The organism is Pseudomonas sp. VS40, assembly GCF_018587885.1.
GTDB classification, from domain to species: Bacteria; Pseudomonadota; Gammaproteobacteria; order Pseudomonadales; family Pseudomonadaceae; genus Aquipseudomonas; species Aquipseudomonas pergaminensis.
Genome location: NZ_JAGYWD010000002.1, coordinates 203,309 through 223,986, shown reverse-complemented (window position 1 = coordinate 223,986; position 20,678 = coordinate 203,309). Strand labels below are relative to the sequence as shown.

20 protein-coding genes and 1 pseudogene are annotated in these 20,678 nt (G+C 62.3%); 5 read left to right on the top strand and 16 right to left on the bottom strand.

Going from position 1 to position 20,678, the window contains the following annotated elements; genetic code table 11:
- The first annotated feature begins 8 nt into the window (after nucleotides 1-8).
- Complete coding sequence (tal, locus tag KHP07_RS06095) at nucleotides 9-932, top strand: transaldolase (RefSeq protein ID WP_214496784.1); 924 nt, start codon at nucleotides 9-11, stop codon at nucleotides 930-932.
- Nucleotides 929-1,110 (top strand): annotated as a pseudogene (locus KHP07_RS29455) (AraC family transcriptional regulator); the annotation flags it as partial. The gene tal and the pseudogene KHP07_RS29455, both read left to right, overlap by 4 nt.
- 67 nt (nucleotides 1,111-1,177) lie before the next feature.
- On the opposite strand, the gene aqpZ reads toward KHP07_RS29455, so the two are convergent.
- From aqpZ to KHP07_RS06075, 4 genes are all read right to left on the bottom strand, one after another.
- A complete protein-coding gene (gene aqpZ, locus KHP07_RS06090) occupies nucleotides 1,178-1,891 on the bottom strand; it encodes an aquaporin Z (protein WP_214496783.1) in 714 nt (237 codons plus the stop codon).
- A gap of 134 nt (nucleotides 1,892-2,025) precedes the next feature.
- On the bottom strand, nucleotides 2,026-3,210 hold the full coding sequence (locus KHP07_RS06085; protein WP_100490431.1) for a sugar transporter: 1,185 nt from the start codon (nucleotides 3,208-3,210) through the stop codon (nucleotides 2,026-2,028).
- A 140-nt stretch (nucleotides 3,211-3,350) separates the two neighbouring features.
- Nucleotides 3,351-3,710: a hypothetical protein gene (locus KHP07_RS06080; RefSeq protein ID WP_099491791.1), complete on the bottom strand. Its 360-nt coding sequence runs from the start codon at nucleotides 3,708-3,710 to the stop codon at nucleotides 3,351-3,353.
- A gap of 86 nt (nucleotides 3,711-3,796) precedes the next feature.
- Entirely contained in the window at nucleotides 3,797-4,795 is a 999-nt protein-coding gene (locus tag KHP07_RS06075) for a bile acid:sodium symporter family protein (protein ID WP_099491792.1), read from the bottom strand.
- Between the two features lie 86 nt (nucleotides 4,796-4,881).
- Here KHP07_RS06075 and KHP07_RS06070 point away from each other — a divergent pair, with 86 nt between their 5' ends.
- Nucleotides 4,882-5,670, top strand: coding sequence for an AraC family transcriptional regulator (locus tag KHP07_RS06070; RefSeq protein ID WP_214496782.1), 789 nt, complete (start codon nucleotides 4,882-4,884; stop codon nucleotides 5,668-5,670).
- A 56-nt stretch (nucleotides 5,671-5,726) separates the two neighbouring features.
- On the opposite strand, the gene KHP07_RS06065 is transcribed toward KHP07_RS06070, so the two are convergent.
- A complete protein-coding gene (locus KHP07_RS06065; RefSeq protein ID WP_214496781.1) occupies nucleotides 5,727-6,740 on the bottom strand; it encodes an ABC transporter substrate-binding protein in 1,014 nt (337 codons plus the stop codon).
- A gap of 163 nt (nucleotides 6,741-6,903) precedes the next feature.
- Between KHP07_RS06065 and KHP07_RS06060 the strand changes: the two genes are divergently transcribed.
- The gene (locus KHP07_RS06060) at nucleotides 6,904-7,335 is read left to right on the top strand and encodes a hypothetical protein (RefSeq protein WP_214496780.1); all 432 of its coding nucleotides are present in this window, start codon (nucleotides 6,904-6,906) and stop codon (nucleotides 7,333-7,335) included.
- A 24-nt stretch (nucleotides 7,336-7,359) separates the two neighbouring features.
- Here KHP07_RS06060 and KHP07_RS06055 read toward each other — a convergent pair whose 3' ends face one another.
- The 9 genes from KHP07_RS06055 to KHP07_RS06015 all read right to left on the bottom strand — a co-directional run bounded on the left by KHP07_RS06055 (nucleotide 7,360) and on the right by KHP07_RS06015 (nucleotide 16,984).
- A complete protein-coding gene (locus KHP07_RS06055; RefSeq protein ID WP_214496779.1) occupies nucleotides 7,360-8,478 on the bottom strand; it encodes a carboxylate-amine ligase in 1,119 nt (372 codons plus the stop codon).
- Between the two features lie 5 nt (nucleotides 8,479-8,483).
- Nucleotides 8,484-9,428 (bottom strand): N5-glutamine methyltransferase family protein, encoded by a 945-nt coding sequence (locus KHP07_RS06050; protein ID WP_078048917.1) that lies wholly within the window; start codon nucleotides 9,426-9,428, stop codon nucleotides 8,484-8,486.
- Between the two features lie 10 nt (nucleotides 9,429-9,438).
- Nucleotides 9,439-10,818, bottom strand: a complete 1,380-nt coding sequence (locus KHP07_RS06045) for an iron-containing redox enzyme family protein (protein ID WP_214496778.1) — start codon at nucleotides 10,816-10,818, stop codon at nucleotides 9,439-9,441.
- A gap of 242 nt (nucleotides 10,819-11,060) precedes the next feature.
- Nucleotides 11,061-12,803: an ABC transporter substrate-binding protein gene (locus KHP07_RS06040; protein ID WP_214496777.1), complete on the bottom strand. Its 1,743-nt coding sequence runs from the start codon at nucleotides 12,801-12,803 to the stop codon at nucleotides 11,061-11,063.
- Nucleotides 12,804-12,835: 32 nt separating this feature from the next.
- Nucleotides 12,836-13,108 (bottom strand): DUF2160 domain-containing protein, encoded by a 273-nt coding sequence (locus KHP07_RS06035; RefSeq protein ID WP_010209675.1) that lies wholly within the window; start codon nucleotides 13,106-13,108, stop codon nucleotides 12,836-12,838.
- A 10-nt stretch (nucleotides 13,109-13,118) separates the two neighbouring features.
- Nucleotides 13,119-13,919 (bottom strand): carbohydrate ABC transporter permease, encoded by an 801-nt coding sequence (locus KHP07_RS06030; RefSeq protein WP_071491788.1) that lies wholly within the window; start codon nucleotides 13,917-13,919, stop codon nucleotides 13,119-13,121.
- Nucleotides 13,920-13,929: 10 nt separating this feature from the next.
- Complete coding sequence (locus KHP07_RS06025; RefSeq protein ID WP_025858174.1) at nucleotides 13,930-14,796, bottom strand: carbohydrate ABC transporter permease; 867 nt, start codon at nucleotides 14,794-14,796, stop codon at nucleotides 13,930-13,932.
- Nucleotides 14,793-15,890 carry an ABC transporter ATP-binding protein gene (locus KHP07_RS06020; RefSeq protein ID WP_100490425.1) on the bottom strand — a complete coding sequence of 366 codons (1,098 nt, stop codon included), beginning with the start codon at nucleotides 15,888-15,890 and terminating at the stop codon, nucleotides 14,793-14,795. The genes KHP07_RS06025 and KHP07_RS06020 overlap by 4 nt, the downstream gene beginning before the upstream one ends.
- On the bottom strand, nucleotides 15,890-16,984 hold the full coding sequence (locus KHP07_RS06015) for an ABC transporter ATP-binding protein (protein ID WP_071493336.1): 1,095 nt from the start codon (nucleotides 16,982-16,984) through the stop codon (nucleotides 15,890-15,892). Before KHP07_RS06015 ends, KHP07_RS06020 begins: the two co-directional genes overlap by 1 nt.
- A gap of 364 nt (nucleotides 16,985-17,348) precedes the next feature.
- On the opposite strand from KHP07_RS06015, the gene KHP07_RS06010 reads away from it, so the two are divergent.
- The gene (locus KHP07_RS06010) at nucleotides 17,349-19,160 is read left to right on the top strand and encodes a sigma-54-dependent Fis family transcriptional regulator (RefSeq protein ID WP_099491798.1); all 1,812 of its coding nucleotides are present in this window, start codon (nucleotides 17,349-17,351) and stop codon (nucleotides 19,158-19,160) included.
- Here the strand turns inward: KHP07_RS06010 and KHP07_RS06005 are convergent.
- A complete protein-coding gene (locus tag KHP07_RS06005) occupies nucleotides 19,157-20,089 on the bottom strand; it encodes a FecR family protein (protein ID WP_214496776.1) in 933 nt (310 codons plus the stop codon). The genes KHP07_RS06010 and KHP07_RS06005 overlap by 4 nt on opposite strands.
- A complete protein-coding gene (locus KHP07_RS06000) occupies nucleotides 20,086-20,628 on the bottom strand; it encodes a sigma-70 family RNA polymerase sigma factor (protein WP_100490423.1) in 543 nt (180 codons plus the stop codon). Before KHP07_RS06000 ends, KHP07_RS06005 begins: the two co-directional genes overlap by 4 nt.
- Nucleotides 20,629-20,678: the final 50 nt, after the last annotated feature.

The following is a 20,678-nucleotide window of genomic DNA, read 5'->3' as shown; positions in this document are numbered from 1 at the left end:
CGCCGCTCATGACGTCCAAGCTCGAACAACTCAAGCAATTCACCACCGTGGTCTGCGACACCGGCGACCTGGAAGCCATCAGCCGCCTGCGCCCGGTGGATGCCACCACCAACCCTTCGCTGCTGCTCAAGGCCGCGGCCATCCCGGAGTATGCCGAGTTGCTGCGCGGTGCGGTGAGCCTGTCCAAGGGCGATGTCGACCTGGCCTGTGATCGCTTTGCGGTGTCGGTGGGTTGCGGCATTCTTAACGTGATTCCGGGGCGCATCTCCACCGAGGTCGATGCGCGCCTGTCCTTCGACGAAGAGGCGCTGTGGGCCAAGGCCAACCAGTTGATCGCGCTGTACGACCAGGCCGGCGTGGGTCGCGACCGCGTGCTGATCAAACTGGCCTCCACCTGGGAAGGCATCCGCACCGCCGAGCGCCTGGAAAAGGCCGGGATCCAGACCAACCTGACCCTGTTGTTCTCGTTCGTCCAGGCCGCCGCCTGCGCCGACGCCGGGGTGTTCCTGATTTCGCCGTTCGTGGGCCGCATCTATGACTGGTACCGCAAGCACACCGGCCTGGACTACACCGGTGGCGATGACCCGGGCGTGCAGTCCGTGACGCGGATCTACAACTACTACAAGGCCAATGCCATCAAAACCGTGGTCATGGGCGCCAGCTTCCGTACCCTCAGCCAGATCGAACAACTGGCAGGCTGCGATCGCCTGACCATCAGCCCCGAGTTGCTGCAAAAGCTCGATGAAGACCAGGGCGTGCTGGAACGTCAATTACACCCGGGGGCGGTCGGCGAGTCGCGCCAGCCCCTCAACGAAGCGCAGTTTCGCTGGGGCTCAAACGAGGACGCGATGGCCACCGAGAAACTGGCTGAAGGCATTCGCCAGTTTGCCCGCGACCAGGAAAAACTCGAGGCGGTCCTCGCAGCACTATGAGCCCTGCCCTGCCGCTGAGCCAGCCACGCACCCTGGTGTTCCTGGCCTACCCCCAGATGGCCTGCTCGACCTGACCGGCGCCCAGACGGTGTTCTGGGCCGCCACCAAGGCCATGGCAGAACGCGGCCTGCCGGGTTACGTGATGCACACCGCCAGTCTGGCCGGTGGCCTGACACCCGCCCTCCCTGCGCCGGCCAGCCCACTCCTTGCTGCCCCGGTCAATCCCGAGCGCCCGCCAAAGCTGTTTAGGCGGGCGTTTTTTTGCTGCACTCATCCATAGAGCGTGCGGCTATCGCCCCCATCACCCCGCCCACGATTGGCGCCAGCCAGAACACCCACAGCTGCGCAATGTACTCAGCGCCGGCAAACAGCGCCGGCCCGGTACTGCGGGCAGGGTTCACCGACGTATTGGTCACCGGTATCAGCACCAGGTGAATAAGGGTCAGCGCCAGGCCAATCGCGATCGGCGCAAACCCCGGGACAGCGCCCGGCGCGGTCACGCGCATGATAATGAAGACAAAGAAAAACGTGGCGATCAGTTCGGCCAGCAATGCGGCCTTGATGTCGAAGAGACCGGGGCTGAGCGGGCCATAGCCATTGGCGGCAAAGCCACCCACGGCGAAATCGGGCTGCCCATTGGCGATCAAGTACAACGCAGCCGCGGCGGCAATCGCGCCGGCAACCTGCGCGACGATATACGGCAGCACATCAGTGCCAGGCACGCGGCGCCCCGCCCATAAGCCAATGGTCACCGCCGGGTTGAAGTGGCCGCCGGAAATGCCCCCCACTGCATAGGCCATGGTCAACACCGTGAGACCAAACGCCAGCGCGACCCCCACGAAACCAATGCCCAGGCCGGGAAATGCCGCCGCCAGAATGGCGCTGCCACAGCCGCCGAAGGTCAGCCAGAACGTACCGATAAACTCGGCGGTCAAACGCTTTTGCACAATCGACTCCATTGCTGTTCAAGTGCCGTCACCACAGGGCGTGGGCGGTCCTGGGCGACGGTAGCAATGGGTATCAGAATGGCCTGTAAGACTTGTCTGGCCGTTGAACAGTTGATGCCTGGAACACAAAGCAGATCCAACGCTGCTCAGTCGCGCGCCACGCCCTGGCCATATTTGCGAATCGCCAGGCAGTACCCAATCACTGCCAGCGCCGCCAGCAAACCACCCGCCGCGCCTATCCAGGCGAAGCCGAAGCGGCTGCCAACCCAACTGCCCATAAGGGCGCCGCCGCCGATGCCGATGTTGTAGATGCCGGAGAACATCGCCATGGCCACGTCCGTGGCATCCGGTGCCAGCACCAGCACCTTGGACTGCATGGCCAGGCCGAAGCCCATGATCGCCATGCCCCAGAAAATGCTCAGCACCACCAGGTAGGATTCGGCGCCGCTCAATGGCAGCAGCAACGCCAGGCACGCCGCCAGCAGGAACACTGCGCCGACCACGAACAGGTGCGGGTTGAACCGGTGCACCAGGCTGAACAGCAACGAGCCGATGATGCCCGCACCGCCGAACACCAGCAGGATCAGGGTCACCGCGCTGCCGCTCATGCCGGCCACGCCTTCGACGAACGGTTCGATGTAGCTGTAGGCGGTGAATTGTGCGGTCACGGTCATGGCCGTGAGCACGTACAACGCTACCAGCGCCGGGCGCTTGAACAGCAGCGGCAGGCTGCGCAGCGAGCCGGAGTTCTGGCTCGGCAACAGCGGCAAGGTGCGCGCCAGCCAGAACACCAGCGCGGCAGCGAAGGCGCCGATGACCAGGAACGTGGTGCGCCAGCCCATGGCTTCGCCCAGCAGGCGGCCCAGGGGAATGCCGAGCACCATCGCCAGGGAGGTACCGGTGGCCAGCAGGCCGAGGGCTTGCACTTGCTTGCCTGCCGGCGCCAGGCGTACGGCGAGGGACGCGGTGATCGACCAGAACAGCGCATGGGACAAGGCAATGCCGATACGGCTGACCATCAACAGCCCGAAGCTGGTGGCGACACTGGAGAGGATGTGACTGACGATAAACATGCAGAACAGCACGATCAGCAGCTTGCGCCGTTCGACGTTGCGGGTCAGCAGCATCACCGGCAGCGAAGTCAGGGACACGATCCAGGCGTAGATGGTGAGCATCAGCCCGACGTTGGCAACAGGCATGTCGAAGCTGGCGCCAATGGCGCTGAGCAGCCCGACGGGCACGAATTCGGTGGTATTGAACACAAAGGCGGCCAACGCGAGGGCGATGACCGGTTGCCAATTGGCTTGGGGGGTTGCGGCTGAAATACTCATTGAACGGCGCGGTACTCTGACGTTGATCAAGCGGGAACGGTGATCAAGCGGCCACTCAGGACGAGCGCCGCCGCCGAGCATTCTATAGGTTTCTGGCCCGGCTGTTGACGCTCATCCCGCTCAAAACAACCTCAGTGTTGTCACGGCGCGGTGACAGTCACCACGTAGGCCCCCGATTGAATCGGTTTGTCGAGGGCATCCACCAGCACATACCGTTGGTCGTAATAGCGCCCGTTGCTGCTGTCGGCCACCCACTTGACGTGGGCCGTCGACGTGCCCAGTGCCTGGACGCTGCGCACAGGCTGCACGTCAAGCTGGCTGCCGCGCAGCGCCTGCGGGCACCCCTTCAACTCCAGCGTCGAACCGCCCGACGCGCCCGCGTTGCAACCCGGCTCGACGATGCTGCCGTGAAACTGGATGACGCCTGAGGAGGCTGCCAGGCAAGCCCCCGTCCATAACGCAAGAAAGCCGGTAACCAGTGACAAACGTTTAACGTTCATGACGACACTCCTTCTTGGGCTGTTAAGAAGTAAGTCGTCTGGTCAGACGTTAACTTGAGGTTATTCGTCGCCGTTCGTAAGAAAAATTACGGGTCCACCTGCCCCATCATCTCGGGAATGCTTTCCGGCCGCTTGGCGTAACGCTGGGCCAACGCCGCGCAGACCATCAGTTGGATCTGGTGAAACAGCATCAATGGCAGGATCAGCACGCCCATGGTCGCCCCGGCGAACAGCACCTGGGCCATCGGCACCCCGGTGGCCAGGCTCTTTTTCGAGCCGCAGAACAGGATGGTGATGCGGTCTTCCTGGTTAAAGCCAAAGGCCTTGCCCAGCACGCTGGACGCCACCAGCACCAGGGCGAGCAACACGCAGCAGGCCACCACCAGGCCGCCGAGTTCCCACAATGGGATCTGGTGCCAGATGCCTTCGTTGACCGCTTCGCTGAACGCGCCGTAGACCACCAGCAGGATCGAGCCCTGGTCGACGAATTTCAGCCAGGATTTATTGCGCCCCACCCACTCGCCGATCCAGCGACGGGCGATCTGCCCGGCGATGAAGGGCAGCAGCAACTGCACGCTGATTTTCAGGATTGCGTCGACGGTCGAGCCGCCCTCGCCGTGCACGTTGAGCAGCAGGGTCACCAGCAGCGGCGTGAGGAAAATACCAAACAGGCTGGACGCCGCCGCGCTGCAAATCGCTGCGGGGATATTGCCCCGCGCCAGGGAGGTGAAGGCAATCGCCGATTGCACCGTGGCCGGCAAGGCGCAGAGGTAGAGCATGCCCATGTACAGGTCTTTGCCGATCAACGGCGACAGCACCGGCTTGAGGGCCAGGCCCAGCAGCGGGAACAGCACAAAGGTCAGGCTGAACACCAGCAGGTGCAGGCGCCAGTGGCCGGCACCGGCAACAATCGCCTGACGCGACAGCTTGGCGCCGTGCAAAAAGAACAGCAGCGCAATCGCCAGGTTGGTGACCCAACCGAAGGCCACGGCAGTCTGGCCGCTGGCGGGCAGCAGGGAAGCGAGGATCACCGTGGCGATCAGCGTCAGGGTGAAGTTGTCGGGCAGAAAACGGGGGCGAGTCATAAGCAGGATCTTCCGGGGGTTGCCAAGAGCGTCGTCGCGACTCTAACGTAACGGCTTGTTACCGACTAACGCCAATGAGCCAGTAAATGCCGCCTAAAGGACATGCCAACACCGTGCGCCGCAGCGTGCCCGGGCTTTCCAGCCTGCCACGGCCGGTGTATGGGCGCACCGAATCCTTGCCCAACCGCGCATTGACCCGTCGGCACAGCCACCCGTGGGTGCAATTGTCCTACGCGATCTCCGGGGTGTTGGAGATCCAGACCAGCGTCGGCCGCTTCGTGGCGCCGCCCCAGCGCGCGGTGTGGATCCCGGCGGGTATGCCGCACCGGGTGTTCAGTTCGCCCCACACGGAAATGCGCAGCCTGTACCTGGATTGCAGCGTTACCACCTGGGCGGCCGAGCGCTGTCATGTGTTGGAAGTGAGCAGTTTGCTGCGCGAGCTGATCCGCAGCTTCAGCGAACTGCCGGTGGAATATGCCGAGGACGGGCCGGATGGGCGCTTGGCCCAAGTGGTGCTGGACCAGTTGGCCGCCGCGCCACAGGTGGACCTGATGCTGCCATTGCCGTTGGACCCGCGCTTGCGGCAGATCTACCGCAGCCTGAACCTGCACCCGGAGCAGCAAACCACCTTGGGGCAATGGAGCCAGAAGCTGGGGGTGAGTGAGAAGACCCTCAGTCGGTTGTTCTTGAGTGACACCGGGCTGACGTTCCGGGTATGGCGCCAGCGCTTGCGCCTGCTGACCGCCCTGCCCGCCCTGGAGCAAGGCGAACGGGTGACCGATGTGGCGCTGGGCTGTGGGTATGAATCGACCTCGGCGTTTATCAACGCGTTTCGCCAACAGTTCGACGCCACGCCCGGCGAATTCTTCCGCTGAAACCTGCCCCATTATGTAGGAGCCGGCTTGCCGGCGCCTACAAGTGCGGGGTGGGGTCAGCTGCCGTTGCCGCCGTGGGCTTCTTCGAAGAAGTAGTCTTTCCAGCTCGCGGCCTTGTTTTTCAGCACGCCCAGTGCCTGCAATTGCTCGGCGTAGATGTAGGTACGCTGCGGCACGATGGTGAAGTCGATCTCCGGGTCCTGGACGATTTTCTCCACCAGGTCCAACGGCAGCTTCGACTGTTCTACGCGGATATACGCCTTGGCGGCGGCGGGTTTGTCGGCCTTGATGATCTTCTCGGCTTCGGCCAGGGCGTCGTAAAACGCTTGGTAGGTCTTGGGGTTCTCGTCGTGGAATTTCTGCGTGGTGTACAGCACGTTGAACGTGGCCTGGCCTCCGAGGATGTCGTAGGAACTGAGCACCTTGTGCACGTTCGGATTGAGCAATTCCTGGTACTGGAATGGCGGGCTGGAGAAATGCGCGTTGATTTCCGAGCCCCCGGCAATCAATGCCGCGGTGGCATCGGGGTGGGCCAGGCTGATGGAGATATCGTCAAATTTCTTGTAGTTGGCATCACCGAACTGCTTGGCGGTCTCGATCTGCAGGGTGCGCGACTGGAAACCCACACCGGCGGCGGGCACGGCGATGCGGTCTTTCTCGGTGAAGTCCTTGAGGGTCTTGACGTTGGGGTTGTTGGTCAGCAGGTAGTTGGGCATCGAACCGAGGGAGGCAATGGCCTTGACGTTCTGCTTGCCCTTGGTGCGGTCCCACAGGGTCAGCATCGGCGGCACACCGGCGGAGACCACGTCGAGGGCGCCGGCCAGCAGCGATTCATTCATGGCGGTGGCGCCGGAAATGCTGTTCCACTCCACCTTGATATCCAGGCCCTGTTCCTTGCCGTGCTTTTCGATCAGGTTCTGGTCGCGCACCACGTCTAGGATCAGGTAGCCGATGCCGAATTGCTGGGCGATGCTGATCTTGCCCTCGGCCTGGGCACCGGGGCTGAGCAAGGCACTTGCGGCAGCCAGGGAAGCAGCCAGGAGAGTCAGGGAGGAACGCTTGGAGGTCATGGGGTCTGCCGCGCTTTTGAGAAGGTGAGCGAGGGTAGCCACGATTTTTAAGACAGGAAAAGAATATCGGGTTCTATTGTTATGCAAATAACCCACAAATGGGCGCCCGGCTGTTATTGTGCCGCGCTTTGAAAAGCTACCGAACACTGCGAGGAAATGGCCGTTGAACACTGACGAAAAAATGACCGGGGACCTGTTCGAGGTCGATAAGCGCCTGTCACTCAAGCCCGTGGTGGACCTCAACGCTTATTTGCGCAGCGCGTTCGGCGACGGCCCGTGCACCTGCATTCGCTGCACGGCCAGCCAAGGTGATGAGGCCGGCTATGAGTTTCAGCACACCTTCACCTTCGACGGTAAACCCAGCCAACGCCGCTTCGCCTCCACGGCAGGCAGCGATGTGTTGCAAGCGTTGAAGAAAGCCTGGCTGTCGTACACCAAGGCCGAGCTGCCAAGCAGTGGCTTGTTGACGCTGGATACCGTGAAAGAGTTTGTCGAGCCGCAGTTGCACAAGCGCCTGGCGCCTCTGTTTCTGGCCAGCGGCCTGGTGAAGGACGTGGACGGCGAGCTGCACCTGCAACCCCAAGCCGCCGCCTGATCACACCCCATGTAGGCGCTGGCATCAGTCTCCACCGCAACTCTGGGCCAGCAGGCGGTCGACGACTTGCCGCAGACAGGCTTGCTCATCGGCGCCCGACGCCTGGGCGGTGGCGTGGCAGTGCAGCTGATCGACGGCACTGTTGCCGCACGCCAGCAACCGGCGCAAATCGCCGAATAACGCTGCCTCGCCCATAGACTCGGCGGTGGTCGCGAAGGTGCGTTCCGCCTGTCGCAACCACTGTTCAGCAGTGCCCATTGTGCCCTGGTCATCCAGCGCAAAGGTGCCCGCCGCGCCGTAGCGCTTGGCCTGCCAGCGGTTCTCCTTGAGCAGCCAGCGCGCCTCGGCGGTGAACTCGGCACCGGGCTTCTCCAAGGCGCAGGCGTGGGTGACCATCACCCGAAACAACGTCGCCAGGGCTAAGGCGTCCGCCAGTCGGGGGCAGGCGTCGGTCATGCGCAGTTCCAGGGTTGGATAGCGCGCCGCCGGGCGAATACCCCACCACCCATTGCCATCGGCCTTGATCGCACCGACGCGCTGCAACAAGGCCAGGTAGCGCAAGTACGCCGCCCAATCCGTGAAGTGTTCTGGCACGCCCATGCGCGGCCACTCATCACAGGCCGCTTGGCGATAGCTCATGAAACCCGTGGGCGCGCCGTCCCAGAAGGGCGACGAGCAACTGAGCAGCAGCAATAACGGCAGCCACGGTGAGACCTGGTTCATCACCGCGATGCGGTCGACACTGGCAGGCACCTCGACATGCACATGCAACCCGCAGAGCACACTGCGGCGCGCCACGTATTGGATGTCGTCGAACAACTGCTGGAAATGCGTACGCTCCGTTGACCGTTGCTCACGCCACGCCGCCAGGGGATGGCTGCCGGCACACACCACCCCCAGGCCGAAATCAGCCAGGGATCGGCCCAGGTTGTGGCGCACGGTGGCCAGGTAATCAGCGGCTTCGTTGCTGGCCTTGAACACGGGGGAAGCCACCTCGATCTGGCCCTGGAACATCTCATACGCAAAGCCTTGGCCGATCGCCTGCCGACAGGCCGCCAGCACCGCCGCCGAGGGTTGGCTGACCAGGCTGCGGGTATGCAGATCGGTAATGAAATATTCTTCTTCGATACCAAAGGTGAGCATGGCCGTCAGCGCAAACGGGTGACGGTGAGCGCAACCACGGCAATCCGTTCCACACGTTCGTAGCCGGGCTTGGCCAACTCTTCGCCAAATACGTCGGGGTCCAGTTCGCGGTAGGTCCAGCCAAAGGCATCGCTGCCAAGCAATGGCTTGACCGCCGCCAGGAACGGGTCCTCGCCAGCGACAATCGCCACACCGGTGTACAACACCAGGCTGCCGCCGAGGGCCAGGCGCCCCAGGGACTCGCCGGCGATACGCACCGACAACTGCTCACCCAATGCCCCGCCACCATGGCGATAGGCACGCTGGCGGTCATCATTCATATACGGCGGGTTGGCGACAATCAGGTCGAACTCACCCTCCACGCTCGCCAGCACGTCGCTGTGGTAGGCACTGATATTGGCCAGCCCGGCCAGCTCGGCGTTCACTGCGGTCATGCGCAGGGCGCGCGGGTTGATATCCACCGCGAGCACCTGTGCATCGTGGCGCGCGCGGGCGATCACCAACGCACCGACGCCGGCGCCGCAGCCGATGTCCACGGCGCGCTTGACCGGTTCGAAGCGCTGTTGCAGATGGGCTTCGATTACCTGGGCAAAGCGGTAGCTGTCCGGCCCGAAAAACACTGCATCGGACTGGGTGGTGGGGTACGCGGAATGCGCAAACAGCAGATCGTCCAGGCTCGACCATCGCACCGCACTGCGCCATAACGAATCATGCTTTTCGATGACATCGGCTTGCTGCAATTCCTCACGGAAGGCTTCGGGCAACAGCGTGTGGTCAAACGGCATCGACCAGCCGAACACGTCGCGCAGGTCCGTCGCCAGCGGCGCGGCCAGGCGTTGATAGACACGCTCATGGGTCAAGGGCGTTGGGGTGATGAAACGGTAGCCGCTCTCCTTCAACCCCCGGCCCAGGTTCAACAGGGCGCGGTCGGCAAGTTGTTGTGCAGACATGGGGTATTCCTTAGCGCAAACGCGCGCGCAGTTGAATAAAGCGGCGGGTCGCGTACAACCCGGCGGGCGTGCAATGGCGTCGCGCCGACAGCCACGGGATCAGAGCGTTGAGCTGCTCCTCATCGGACAGCTTCCACAGCGATTCCACCAGCGCCTGGGTGTCGGGATCCGCCGGGCGATGCTGCTCGCGGGAGAACCGGCTACCGCGTCCGGGCCGTACGGGCGGCACGCGTTGGTCGCTGGTCCAATCGCCGGCGATCCAGTCGTGCAGCACCTGCTTTTCATAGCCACTGAACACGCCGAACATCGCCGCGCCCGCCCCTTCGATCAATTGCCAGAAGCGGCTTTCGGCCGGGTCCTGATCGCGCTTGATCCAACCCTTGTCTTCCAGGGCCTGGAGAAAGGCGCCGATCTGCCCCGGCTGGCCCAGCCATTGGTTGACGGTCTTACCTTCGAAGCGGCAATAGTCCGAATGCATGTGCTGGCCGAAGGTGCGCTTGCGCTCAAGCATGGCGACCACTTCGTCCTGCAGGTTGAAGCCGTTGATGACGGCCGTTGTCCCCGGCCCCAGGTCGTTGAGGCGATAACCCTCGGCCACCCGGCGATAGAAGTCCGCCCTGCCCTCGCCCAGCGGCAACAGGTTCAGCACCGACTGCGCCGCCTTGCACGCATGGCCGCTGCTGGCGTTGTCGATGGTCACGTGCAGGGTGAAGTAATAGGGGTCGATGCCCAGTTCGCTCAACTCAAAGGCCGTGATCAACAGGTGCAGGGGTAGCTGCTCATAGCCGAGGTTGTAGCCGATGATCTCCGGCAAGAAGTCTTCAGCGCACAGCCCCAGAGCCATCTGCAGCGCACCTTGCAGGTAATGTGCGTCTTCCAGGCCCGCGTTGCTGTCGGCATCGTGTTCGCTGAGCAACTTGCGGTAGATCACCACATGGTTCTGGGCCGCCTCACCGTCGCCCAGCTCTTCAAGGTAGGTGGTGAGCAGGCCGTCGAAGCGCGGGTCTTGCCAATGGCGCAACAGGCCATTGAGCCAGGCGCCGTCGACCTGTTTGGTCGGGGCCACGCGCTGCAAGAAGTACAGCGCATGCGCCTTGTTCTGGAAGTAGCGACGTGGCTGGCCTTGCTGGCGTTGCTCCAGGTAATCAGCATAGGCCTGGGCCACCTCGGTGCAACGCTGTTCGATCCAGCCGGGCAGTTGCTCGGGCACCGGCGGCAGCTCGCTGGGCGCGTCTTGCACCTGCGCCAACTGCGCCTGCAGGAAATCCCGCGCAGCCTCGTGCGCGCCCTGGCCTTCACCATAGAGCTGCTGGTAAAGCCCGTGGTACTGGCCGCAAACCGAATGAGTGAGAGAGGCCGGCTGGCCCGACAGCGCTGTGAGAAGCGTCATGATGGCAGTTTCCGCAAAGTCCGATACAACCAGGCCTCCCGACAAGGAGGCCCCGCAAGAGCGCTCAGAACCACACGCTTCTAAAGTGAAGAGCATCGGGGTGTGCGGAAAATTCAATCAGGGTTGGGAATGTGCGGATCGGCGGTTGCCGTGTTTGGTTTTTCGCCGGTGCGGATTGGCTGAAAGAACACAAGTGGTGAGGGGGCAAGCCCGCTCACCACAATCAGTAATGACAGGGGTGTTTACTTGCGTGCAGCCTCCCACTGCTTGAGCAGGTCGTTGTAGTTAACGGTTTCGCCTTTGGGCTTCTCGTTGGCCAGTTTCGGTTTAGGTGCGCCCGGCTGGTCGAACCAGTATTGCGCATCACGCTCGGGGTTCATTTTCGGGCCGCACACCGGTTGCACTTTGGAGCGCTCCAGGCGTGTCATGATCGCGTCCTGTTCCTTGGCCAGGTTGTCGAGCGCCTGTTGCGGGGTTTTCTCGCCGCTGGCGGCGGCGGCGATGTTGCTCCACCACAGTTGCGCCAGGCGTGGGTAGTCCGGCACGTTGGTGCCGGTCGGCGACCACTCGGTCCGGGCCGGGCTGCGGTAGAACTCCACCAGGCCACCCAGCTTCGGTGCCATGTCGGTCATGGCCTGGGAGTTGATGTCGGACTCACGAATCGGCGTCAGGCCGACGATGGTTTTCTTCAGCGACACGGTTTTCGAGGTCACGAACTGCGCGTAGAGCCAGGCCGCGAGTTTCTGTTTCTCGGGCGTGGACTTGAGGAAGGTCCAGGAGCCTACGTCCTGATAGCCCTTCTTCATGCCCTTTTCCCAGTAAGGTCCGACAGGCGAAGGCGCCATGCGCCATTTCGGCGTGCCGTCGGCATTCACCACGGGCAGGCCCGGCTTGACCATGTCGGCCGTAAACGCGGTGTACCAGAAGATCTGCTGGGCGATGTTGCCTTGGGACGGCACCGGGCCGGATTCGGAGAAGGTCATGCCCGCCGCTTCCGGTGGCGCGTAGGCTTTCATCCAGTCCACGTATTTCTGGGTGGCGTACACGGCGGCTGGGCCGTTGGTGTCACCGCCGCGGGTGACGCTGGAGCCGACCGGGTGGCAGTCCTCGACGCGAATGCCCCACTCGTCCACCGGCAAGCCGTTCGGCAGGCCCTTGTCGCCACCACCGGCCATGGAGAACCAGGCATCGGTGAAGCGCCAGCCCAGGGACGGGTCTTTCTTGCCGTAGTCCATGTGCCCGTACACGCGCTTGCCGTCGATTTCCTTGACGTCTTCGCTGAAGAACTTGGCGATGTCTTCATAGGCCGACCAGTTCACCGGCACGCCGAGTTCGTAGCCGTATTTTTCCTTGAACTTGGCTTTCAGCTCTGGGCGCTCGAACCAGTCGGCGCGGAACCAGTAGAGGTTGGCGAACTGTTGGTCAGGCAGTTGGTAGATCTTGCCGTCAGGCGCGGTGGTGAAGGAAATGCCGATGAAGTCCTTGATATCCAGGGTCGGCGAGGTGAAATCCTTGCCTTCATTGGCCATCAAGTCCGTGATGGATTCGGTCTTGCCGTAGCGAAAGTGCGTACCGATCAGGTCCGAGTCGTTGACCCAGCCATCGTAGATATTCTTGTCGGACTGCATCTGGGTTTGCAGCTTCTCCACCACGTCGCCTTCTTGCAGCAAGTCATGGGTGAGCTTGATCCCGGTGATGTCACTGAACGCCTTGGCCAGCACCTTGGACTCGTATTCGTGGGTGGTGAGGGTTTCCGACACCACGTTGATCTTCATCCCACGAAAGGGTTCGGCAGCCTTGATGAACCACTTGAGTTCGGCAAGCTGCTGTTCGGCCGTGAGGGTGGACGGTTTGAACTCGCTGCCGATCCATTTTTTCGCGGCATCTTCGTACGCATCGGCCCAGGCCGAGGCGCTCAAACCGCTCAGGGCCAGTACGGCGGCCAATGAAATGCTATGTCGCAGCTTATTGTTCTTATTCAACATAGAGACCTCCAGGTTGTTTATTCACAAGGGCATCAGCCCCAACGCATCACACTCAACAGCCATACCAGGGAGAGCGCGGACGCCACCCAGATGCTCCAGTCGGTAACGCCGATGACCAGCAAATGCAGGTAGGCGCTGCCGAGAAGACCGATAAACAAGCGATCACCACGGGTGGTGCTGATCGGTAAAAAACCACGCCGGGGGATGCTCGGCGAGCGCAGTTCCCAGGTGGTCATGCCCGCGAGGATCAGGGCTATGGCACCAAAGAACAGCGCAGTGGGGGTGGTCCAGGCCATCCATTCCATCATCGACTCCTCAGACCCGGCCGAGGGCAAAGCCCTTGGCCACGTGGTTGCGAACAAACCAGATCACCAGCATGCCGGGAAGGATAGTCAACACCCCCGCCGCCGCCAGCACACCCCAATCGATACCCGACGCCGACACCGTGCGCGTCATCACCGCCGCAATGGGCTTGGCGTTGACCGAGGTCAGGGTGCGCGCGAGCAACAACTCGACCCAGGAAAACATGAAGCAGAAAAACGCCGTCACACCGATGCCGGAGCCGATCAACGGGATAAAAATCTTCACGAAGAACTTGGGAAACGAGTAGCCGTCGATGTAGGCGGTTTCGTCGATTTCCTTGGGCACCCCGGACATGAAGCCTTCGAGGATCCACACCGCCAACGGCACGTTGAACAGGCAGTGCGCCAGGGCCACGGCGATGTGCGTGTCGAACAGGCCGATGGACGAATACAGCTGGAAGAACGGCAGCAGAAACACCGCCGGTGGCGCCATGCGGTTGGTCAGCAGCCAGAAGAACAGGTGCTTGTCACCCAGGAAACGGTAGCGCGAGAACGCATAGGCCGCTGGCAGCGCCACGCTCAGGGAGATCACTGTGTTCAGGCTCACGTAGTACAGCGAGTTGAGGTAGCCGGTGTACCAGCTCGGGTCGGTGAAGATCACCTTATAGTTGGCCAGGGTGAAGTCCTGCGGAAACAGCGTCAGCCCGCCGAGGATTTCGGTGTTGCTCTTGAAGGACATATTCAGCAGCCAGTAGATCGGCACCAGCAGGAACAGGATGTAGATCAGTAGCGGTATCAGCTTTCTCTTGTTCATGTTGGCGGCCTCAGCGGTTGGCGTCGGAGTGGGTCATGGCGGTGTAGAACAGCCAGGACACCAACAGGATGATCAGGAAGTACACCAGCGAAAACGCCGCCGCCGGGCCCAGGTCGAATTGGCCTACGGCCATCTGGGTCAGGGTCTGACTCAAGAACGTGGTGGCGTTACCCGGCCCGCCGCCCGTCAGGACGAAAGGTTCGGTGTAGATCATGAAGCTGTCCATGAACCGCAGCATCACCGCGATCAGCAGCACGCTCTTCATCTTTGGCAACTGGATATGTCGGAACACCGCCCAGGCCGAAGCACGATCGATCCGCGCGGCCTGGTAGTACACATCCGGAATCGCCCGTAGGCCGGAGTAGCACAGCAGCGCCACCAGCGACGTCCAATGCCACACGTCCATCACCAGCACCGTGACCCAGGCGTCCATGGTGTTGGCCGCGTAGTTGTAGCTGATGCCCAACGCATTGAGGCTGTAGCCCAGCAGGCCGATGTCGGCGCGGCCGAAGATCTGCCAGATGGTGCCCACCACGTTCCACGGGATCAGCAGCGGGATGGCGAGGATGATCAGCACCAGCGACGACCAGCGGCCCTTGGTCGGCATGGTCAGGGCGATGGCGATGCCCAGCGGGATCTCGATCAGCAACACGCAGGCTGAGTAGATGAACTGACGCAGCAGCGAATCATGCAGGCGCGGGTCGAGCAGCACCTGCTTGTACCAGTCGGCGCCGACGAAGTAGCGGCTGGACTGGTCGAAGATGTCCTGCACCGAGTAGTTGACCACGGTCATCATCGGGATCACCGCACTGAACGCCACCAGCAGGAACACCGGCAACACCAGCCACCAGGCCTTGTTGTTCTGCACCTTGTTCATGGCTGCACCTCCAGCAGGTAGTCGTCGGCATACACCATCAGCCATTGCGCGGGAAAGCTGATGGAGGCCTTGCCCTCGGGCACCGGTTTGTCTTCGGCCAGGCGCACCTTGAGCAGCGCGCCGTCGAGGTTGAGGGTAATGATCTTGTAGGTGCCGAGGTCTTCCAGGTGTGTGACCTCGGCCTGCAGGGCGTCGGGATTGTGCTCGTCCCACACGTGGATGAATTCCGGACGGATACCAACCTGCAACTTTTTGTACTCGGTGTTGGCAATGCGTTGCTGCAAGGCCTCTGGCAAGGGCAGGTAGGTGTCGGCAAACCGCACCCCGCCCGCCTCGGCCTGCACCTCGATCAGGTTCATCCCAGGGCTGCCGATGAAATAGCCGACAAAGGTGTGGCTCGGCCGTTCGAACAGGTCGCGCGGCGTGCCGAACTGTACGATTTGCCCGCCGTACATCACCGCGATCTTGTCGGCGAAGGTCGAGGCCTCCAGCTGGTCGTGGGTGACGTAGACCATGGTGATGTTGAACTGCTCATGGATCTGCTTGAGCTTGCGCCGCAGCTTCCACTTGAGGTGCGGGTCGATCACCGTCAGCGGCTCATCGAAGAGGATCGCCGACACGTCGTCGCGCACCAGGCCACGGCCCATGGAGACTTTCTGTTTTTCGTCGGCGGTAAGGTTGCGGGCCTTTTTGGTCAGCAGGTTTTGCAGGTCAAGGACCTCGGCAATTTCCTGCACTTTGCTGTGGATCTTCGCCTCGGCCATGCCCTGGTTGCGCAGCGGGAACGCCAGGTTGTCGAACACCGTCATGGTGTCGTACACCACCGGGAACTGGAACACCTGGGCGATGTTGCGTTTTTCCGGGGTGAGGTCGTTGACCACTTTGCTGTCAAACAGCACCTGGCCTTCGGACGGGCTGAGCAGGCCGGAGATGATATTGAGCAAGGTCGACTTGCCGCAGCCCGACGGCCCGAGCAAGGCGTAGGCCCCACCCTGCTCCCACACGTGGTTCATTTCCCGAATGGCGTAGTCCTCGGGGCCGCTCGGCGTAGGGCTATAGCTATGCGCCAGGTTCTGCAAATGGATCTCGGCCATCAGGCAACCCTCGCGACACGGCGCCCGGGGGCCTGGACCAAACGGCCCTGGCCATCGAACACAAACAGTTTATGGGTGGGGATGTACACGCGGATCGGCGCGTCGACGTCGTATTCGTGCACCCCCGGCAGGTGCAGCACCAACAGGAAGTGTTCACTGCGCACGTGCAGGAAGGTTTCCGAACCGCTGATCTCGGCGACCTCCACGGTCACCGCCAGCTCCAAGTCGTCGTCGTTGCTCGGCACCAGGCTGATATGGCTGGGACGTACGCCGAAACGGAACTCGCCTTCGCCGATGGGGCGCAGGTCGACGTTGAGCGGGAAGTGCACGAAATTGGCGAAGCTCACTTCATTGCCGCTGATACGCCCCGGCATCAGGTTGATCGGCGGCTCGGAAAACAGCTCGGCGGCCAGCACGGTCTGCGGCTGGTGATAGACCTCGGCGGCCTTGCCGCTCTGGATCACCCGGCCTTCGTGCAGGATGGTGGTGGTGCCGCCCAAGGCCAGGGCTTCGTTGGGTTCGGTGGTGGCGTAGATGGCGATGGTGTGGCGCGCGGCAAAAAGCTCGCGCATTTCCTGACGCAGCTCTTCGCGCAGTTTGTAGTCCAGGTTCACCAGCGGCTCGTCGAACAGGATCAGCTCGGCGTCCTTGACCAGCGCGCGGGCCATCGCCGTGCGTTGCTGCTGGCCACCGGAGAGTTCCAGCGGGTGACGCTGGAGGAATTTCTCGATGCGCAGCATCCTGGCGGTTTCCAGCACCTTGCTCTGGATCAGCTCGTTGGACACACCGGCCTGGCGCAACGGCGAGGCGATGTTCTCGAACACGGTCATGGTCGGGTAGTTGATGAACTGCTGATAGACCATCGACACGTTGCGCAGGCGCACCGGTTTTTGCGTGACATCCACGCCGTTCATCAGGATGCGACCGCTGTCGGGCTTGTCCAGCCCGGCCATCAGGCGCATCAGGCTGGTCTTGCCGGACAGCGTACGGCCGAGCAAGACGTTGAAGGAACCGGCTTCGAAGCGCAGGTTGGCGTCGTCGATCCAGGTCTGGCCTTCGACAACGCGGGAGACATGTTCCAGGGTCAATGACATGACACGACCTTTTTATTATTGGAATGAATCTGGCCAGCTGTCAGAGCGAGTTTCGTGCCAAAACGGCAAGTGCTTGATGTGCAAGGAAATGGGCTAAACGGGGTGTTCAGGTGTGAACAGAAATGAACATCACAGGCTGAACAACTGAACACTCAGGCCCTTGACAATGAACAGTCCTGAACAACACTCTCATGACCGAAACAGGGCAAATGTGGGAGCGGGCTTGCTCGCGAAAGCAGTGTGTCAGTCAATACATAGGTCGACTGGTCCAACGCATTCGCGAGCAAGCCCGCTCCCACATTTTGATCCGGTTTCGTCAGGTAGATTGTGCAAGCCCAATAACAATAAAAATGAAGGTCGCACCATGGCCGAACCACTGGCTCACGACACCCTTATCCAGGAATCCTGGCGCCGTTGCCGCGCCTTCGGCCTGGACCACCAGAGCACGCCCAGTTTCGACCAGCTTCCCGCCGAGGGCATCAGCCAATTGCTGGAGAGCCAGCACTCGCTGGTACAGACCACGCATCAGGAAGTGCTGCCCTACTACGAAAACATCCTCAGTAATTCCAACTGCCTGATCATGCTGGCCGACAACCAGGGCCAGGTGCTGACCAGTTGGGGCACCCAGCGTTTTATCGAACCCAAGCTGGCCAGGGGCTTCAACCCCGGCGCCAGCTGGATGGAGCGCTCCAGCGGCACCAATGCCATCGGCACCGCGCTGGCCTGCGCCCAGGCGGTGCATATCGAACACGATGAACACTTCCTCAAGGCCAACCGCTTCATGACCGGCTCGGCGGCGCCGATCTTCGATGCCCAGCGCGAGATCATCGCGGTGCTGGACGTGTCCAGCGACAGCTACCTGCCGCCCTCCCACACCCTGGGCATGGTCAAGATGATGAGCCAGACCGTGGAGAACCGGCTGATCCTCAACCTGTTTCGCGGCGAACACTTCCAACTGACCTTCAATACCGGTCTCAGTAACCTGGATAGCCAATGGGCCGGCCTGCTGATCTTTGATGAAAGCGGCCAGGTGCTGTCGGCCAACCGACGTGCCGACAACCTGCTGGGCATCAGCCTGTCGCGGGTGATGATCGACAGCCTGTTCAAAGTGTCGCTGCTGGAGCTGTTGAACCAACCGGAAGGCCTGCCCTTTTCCCTGCAAGCCGCAGGGCGTAATCGCTTCCAGTGCTTGTTGAAGCGGCCCAGGCAAATGCCGGTGCAGGCGCGGGTGTTTACTGAACCGACGCCGCCAAAGCCTGCCTCCATTGGCCTCAAGACGTTGCATTTTGGCGATATGCGCGTAGAGAAAGCCGTGCGCCAGGCCGAGCGGTTGCTGGAAAAAGATATTCCGCTGCTGATCCACGGCGAAACCGGCGTGGGCAAGGAAGTGTTCGTCAAAGCCTTGCACCAGGCCAGTTCGCGCAGCCAGAAGGCGTTTATCGCGGTGAACTGCGCGGCGATTCCGGCCGAGCTGGTGGAGTCGGAACTGTTCGGCTATGAAAAAGGCGCCTTCACCGGCGCCAATCAAAAAGGCAGCATTGGCCTGATCCGCAAGGCCGACAAGGGCACGCTGTTTCTCGACGAGATCGGTGACATGCCACTGCCCACCCAGGCCCGCTTGCTCCGGGTGCTGCAGGAACGTTGCGTACAACCAGTGGGCAGCAGCGAGTTGTTCCCGGTGGATTTGCGCATCATCTCGGCCACCAACCGCGCACTGCGCGAACTGGTGCAGGCCGGACGTTTTCGTGAAGATTTGTACTACCGCATCGGCGGCCTGACCCTGGAACTGCCGCCCCTACGCGAGCGCACCGACAAGCAGGCGCTGTTCCAGCAACTGTGGCAGCAACACCGCGAGCCAACCCAGTGGGCAGGCCTGAGCGCTGACGTGCTGGCGCTGTTCGAGCAGCACCCGTGGCCGGGGAACCTGCGCCAGGTGAGCAGCGTGTTGCAGGTGGCGCTGGCGATGGCCGAAGAACAGCCGATCCGCCCGGAGCACCTGCCGGATGATTTTTTTGTCGACTTGAAAGTGGAACCACCGCAGCCCATCAGTGAGTACCTGGATGACAGCATCGACCTCAACCAGCGCCTGAAGGCCGTCGGTGGGAATATCTCCCACCTGGCGCGCGAACTGGGGGTGAGCCGCAATACCCTGTACAAGCGCCTGCGCCAGCCCTAGCGCGGCTTGACCACCACCAGCAGGTCGGTGAAGTACTCCACCTGGATCGGCAGGTTATCCGCCAATGACGACAGCGCCGCTGCCGTGTCGTCGAGCTTGAACACGCCGGACACCCGCAGGTTCTGCAGGGCCTGTGGATCGAAGCGCAGCATGCCGTGGCGATAGCTGGAGAGGGTTTGCAGGACCTCGCTCAGGGGTTGGTCGTTGACCTTGAGCAGGCCACGGGTCCAGGCGTCGGGGTCGCCATCGTTGACCGCTTGCGGCGGCTGCGCGCGGCCATGGTCGAGGACCGAGCGCTGGCCGGCCTTGACCTTGACCCCATCGAGGGTCTCGCCTTTGACCGCTACCGTGGACTCGATCACCGTCACCACCGTGGTGCCGTCTACCGCGCGCTTGACCAGGTAACGCGTGCCCAGCGCAGTGGCGGTGCCCTGGTCGGTACGCACCACGAAAGGCCGTTGCGTATCCTTGGCCACGTCTACCCAGAGCTCGCCCTGCAGCAGTTCGATCACCCGTTGATGGCCGTCGAACTTCACGTCCACCGCCGAGTTGCTGTTGAGCTGCAACTGGCTGCCGTCTTCGAGGGCGATCTGCCGGCGCTCACCAATGCCGGTGCGCTGGTCAGCCATCCAGAGGGGCAGGTGTTGCAGGCCCAGCCAACCGCACAGGACCACACCGAGCAAGCCCACCACCTGCGTGCCACGTGGACGTCGCGGGGTGAAGGCACGGTTCAGGGCAATGCGCGCGGGCTTGGCGGGCAACGCATCGAGGCTACCCCACAGCGCACTCATGCGCTCGATAGCCACTTCGTGGCGCGGGTCGGCCTGGCGCCAGGCGTTGAAAGCCTGGCGATCGGCGTCGGTGACGGCTTCGTCGTGCAGGCGCGTGAGCCACTGCGCCGCCTGCTGGATGATCTGTTCGGAACTCATGCCAGCGGGTCGGCCGGGTGCAGGCTGTGGTAGCAATGCACCAGGGCGCTGGAGATGTAGTTTTTGACGGTGCTGGACGACACGTCCAGGCGCGTGGCGATCTCGCTGTAGGTCAGGCCATCGAGGCGACTCAGCAGGAACGCTTCGCGGGCCTTGGCCGGCAGGCCGGCGAGCATCTCGGCAATGCGTTCGAGCGCTTGCAGCGCCACGTGAATCGCGGCGGGGTCGGGCATGCCGGCGTCTTCGCACTGGACCGCCAGGGCTTCCATGTAGGCTTTTTCGATACGGCGACGACGGGCGCCGTCGATCAACAGCCGCCCTGCCGTGGTGGCCAGGAAAGCACGAGGTTCCTTGATCGACTGCGGCTCGGCCAGCATCAGCACGCGGATGAACGCGTCATGGGCCAGGTCGGCGGCATGCTGGGAGCATCCGAGTTTCTTGCGCAGCCAGCCGTGCAACCAGCCGTGGTGCTCGCTGTACATCGCCGTGAGGGTCTGCTGCCGGACGGAGTCGCCCAGCGCGGCCGGAATGTCATGCATGCGCAAAAAGATCTCAAATGGGAAATGTTACCAATTGCGCAAACAATGCC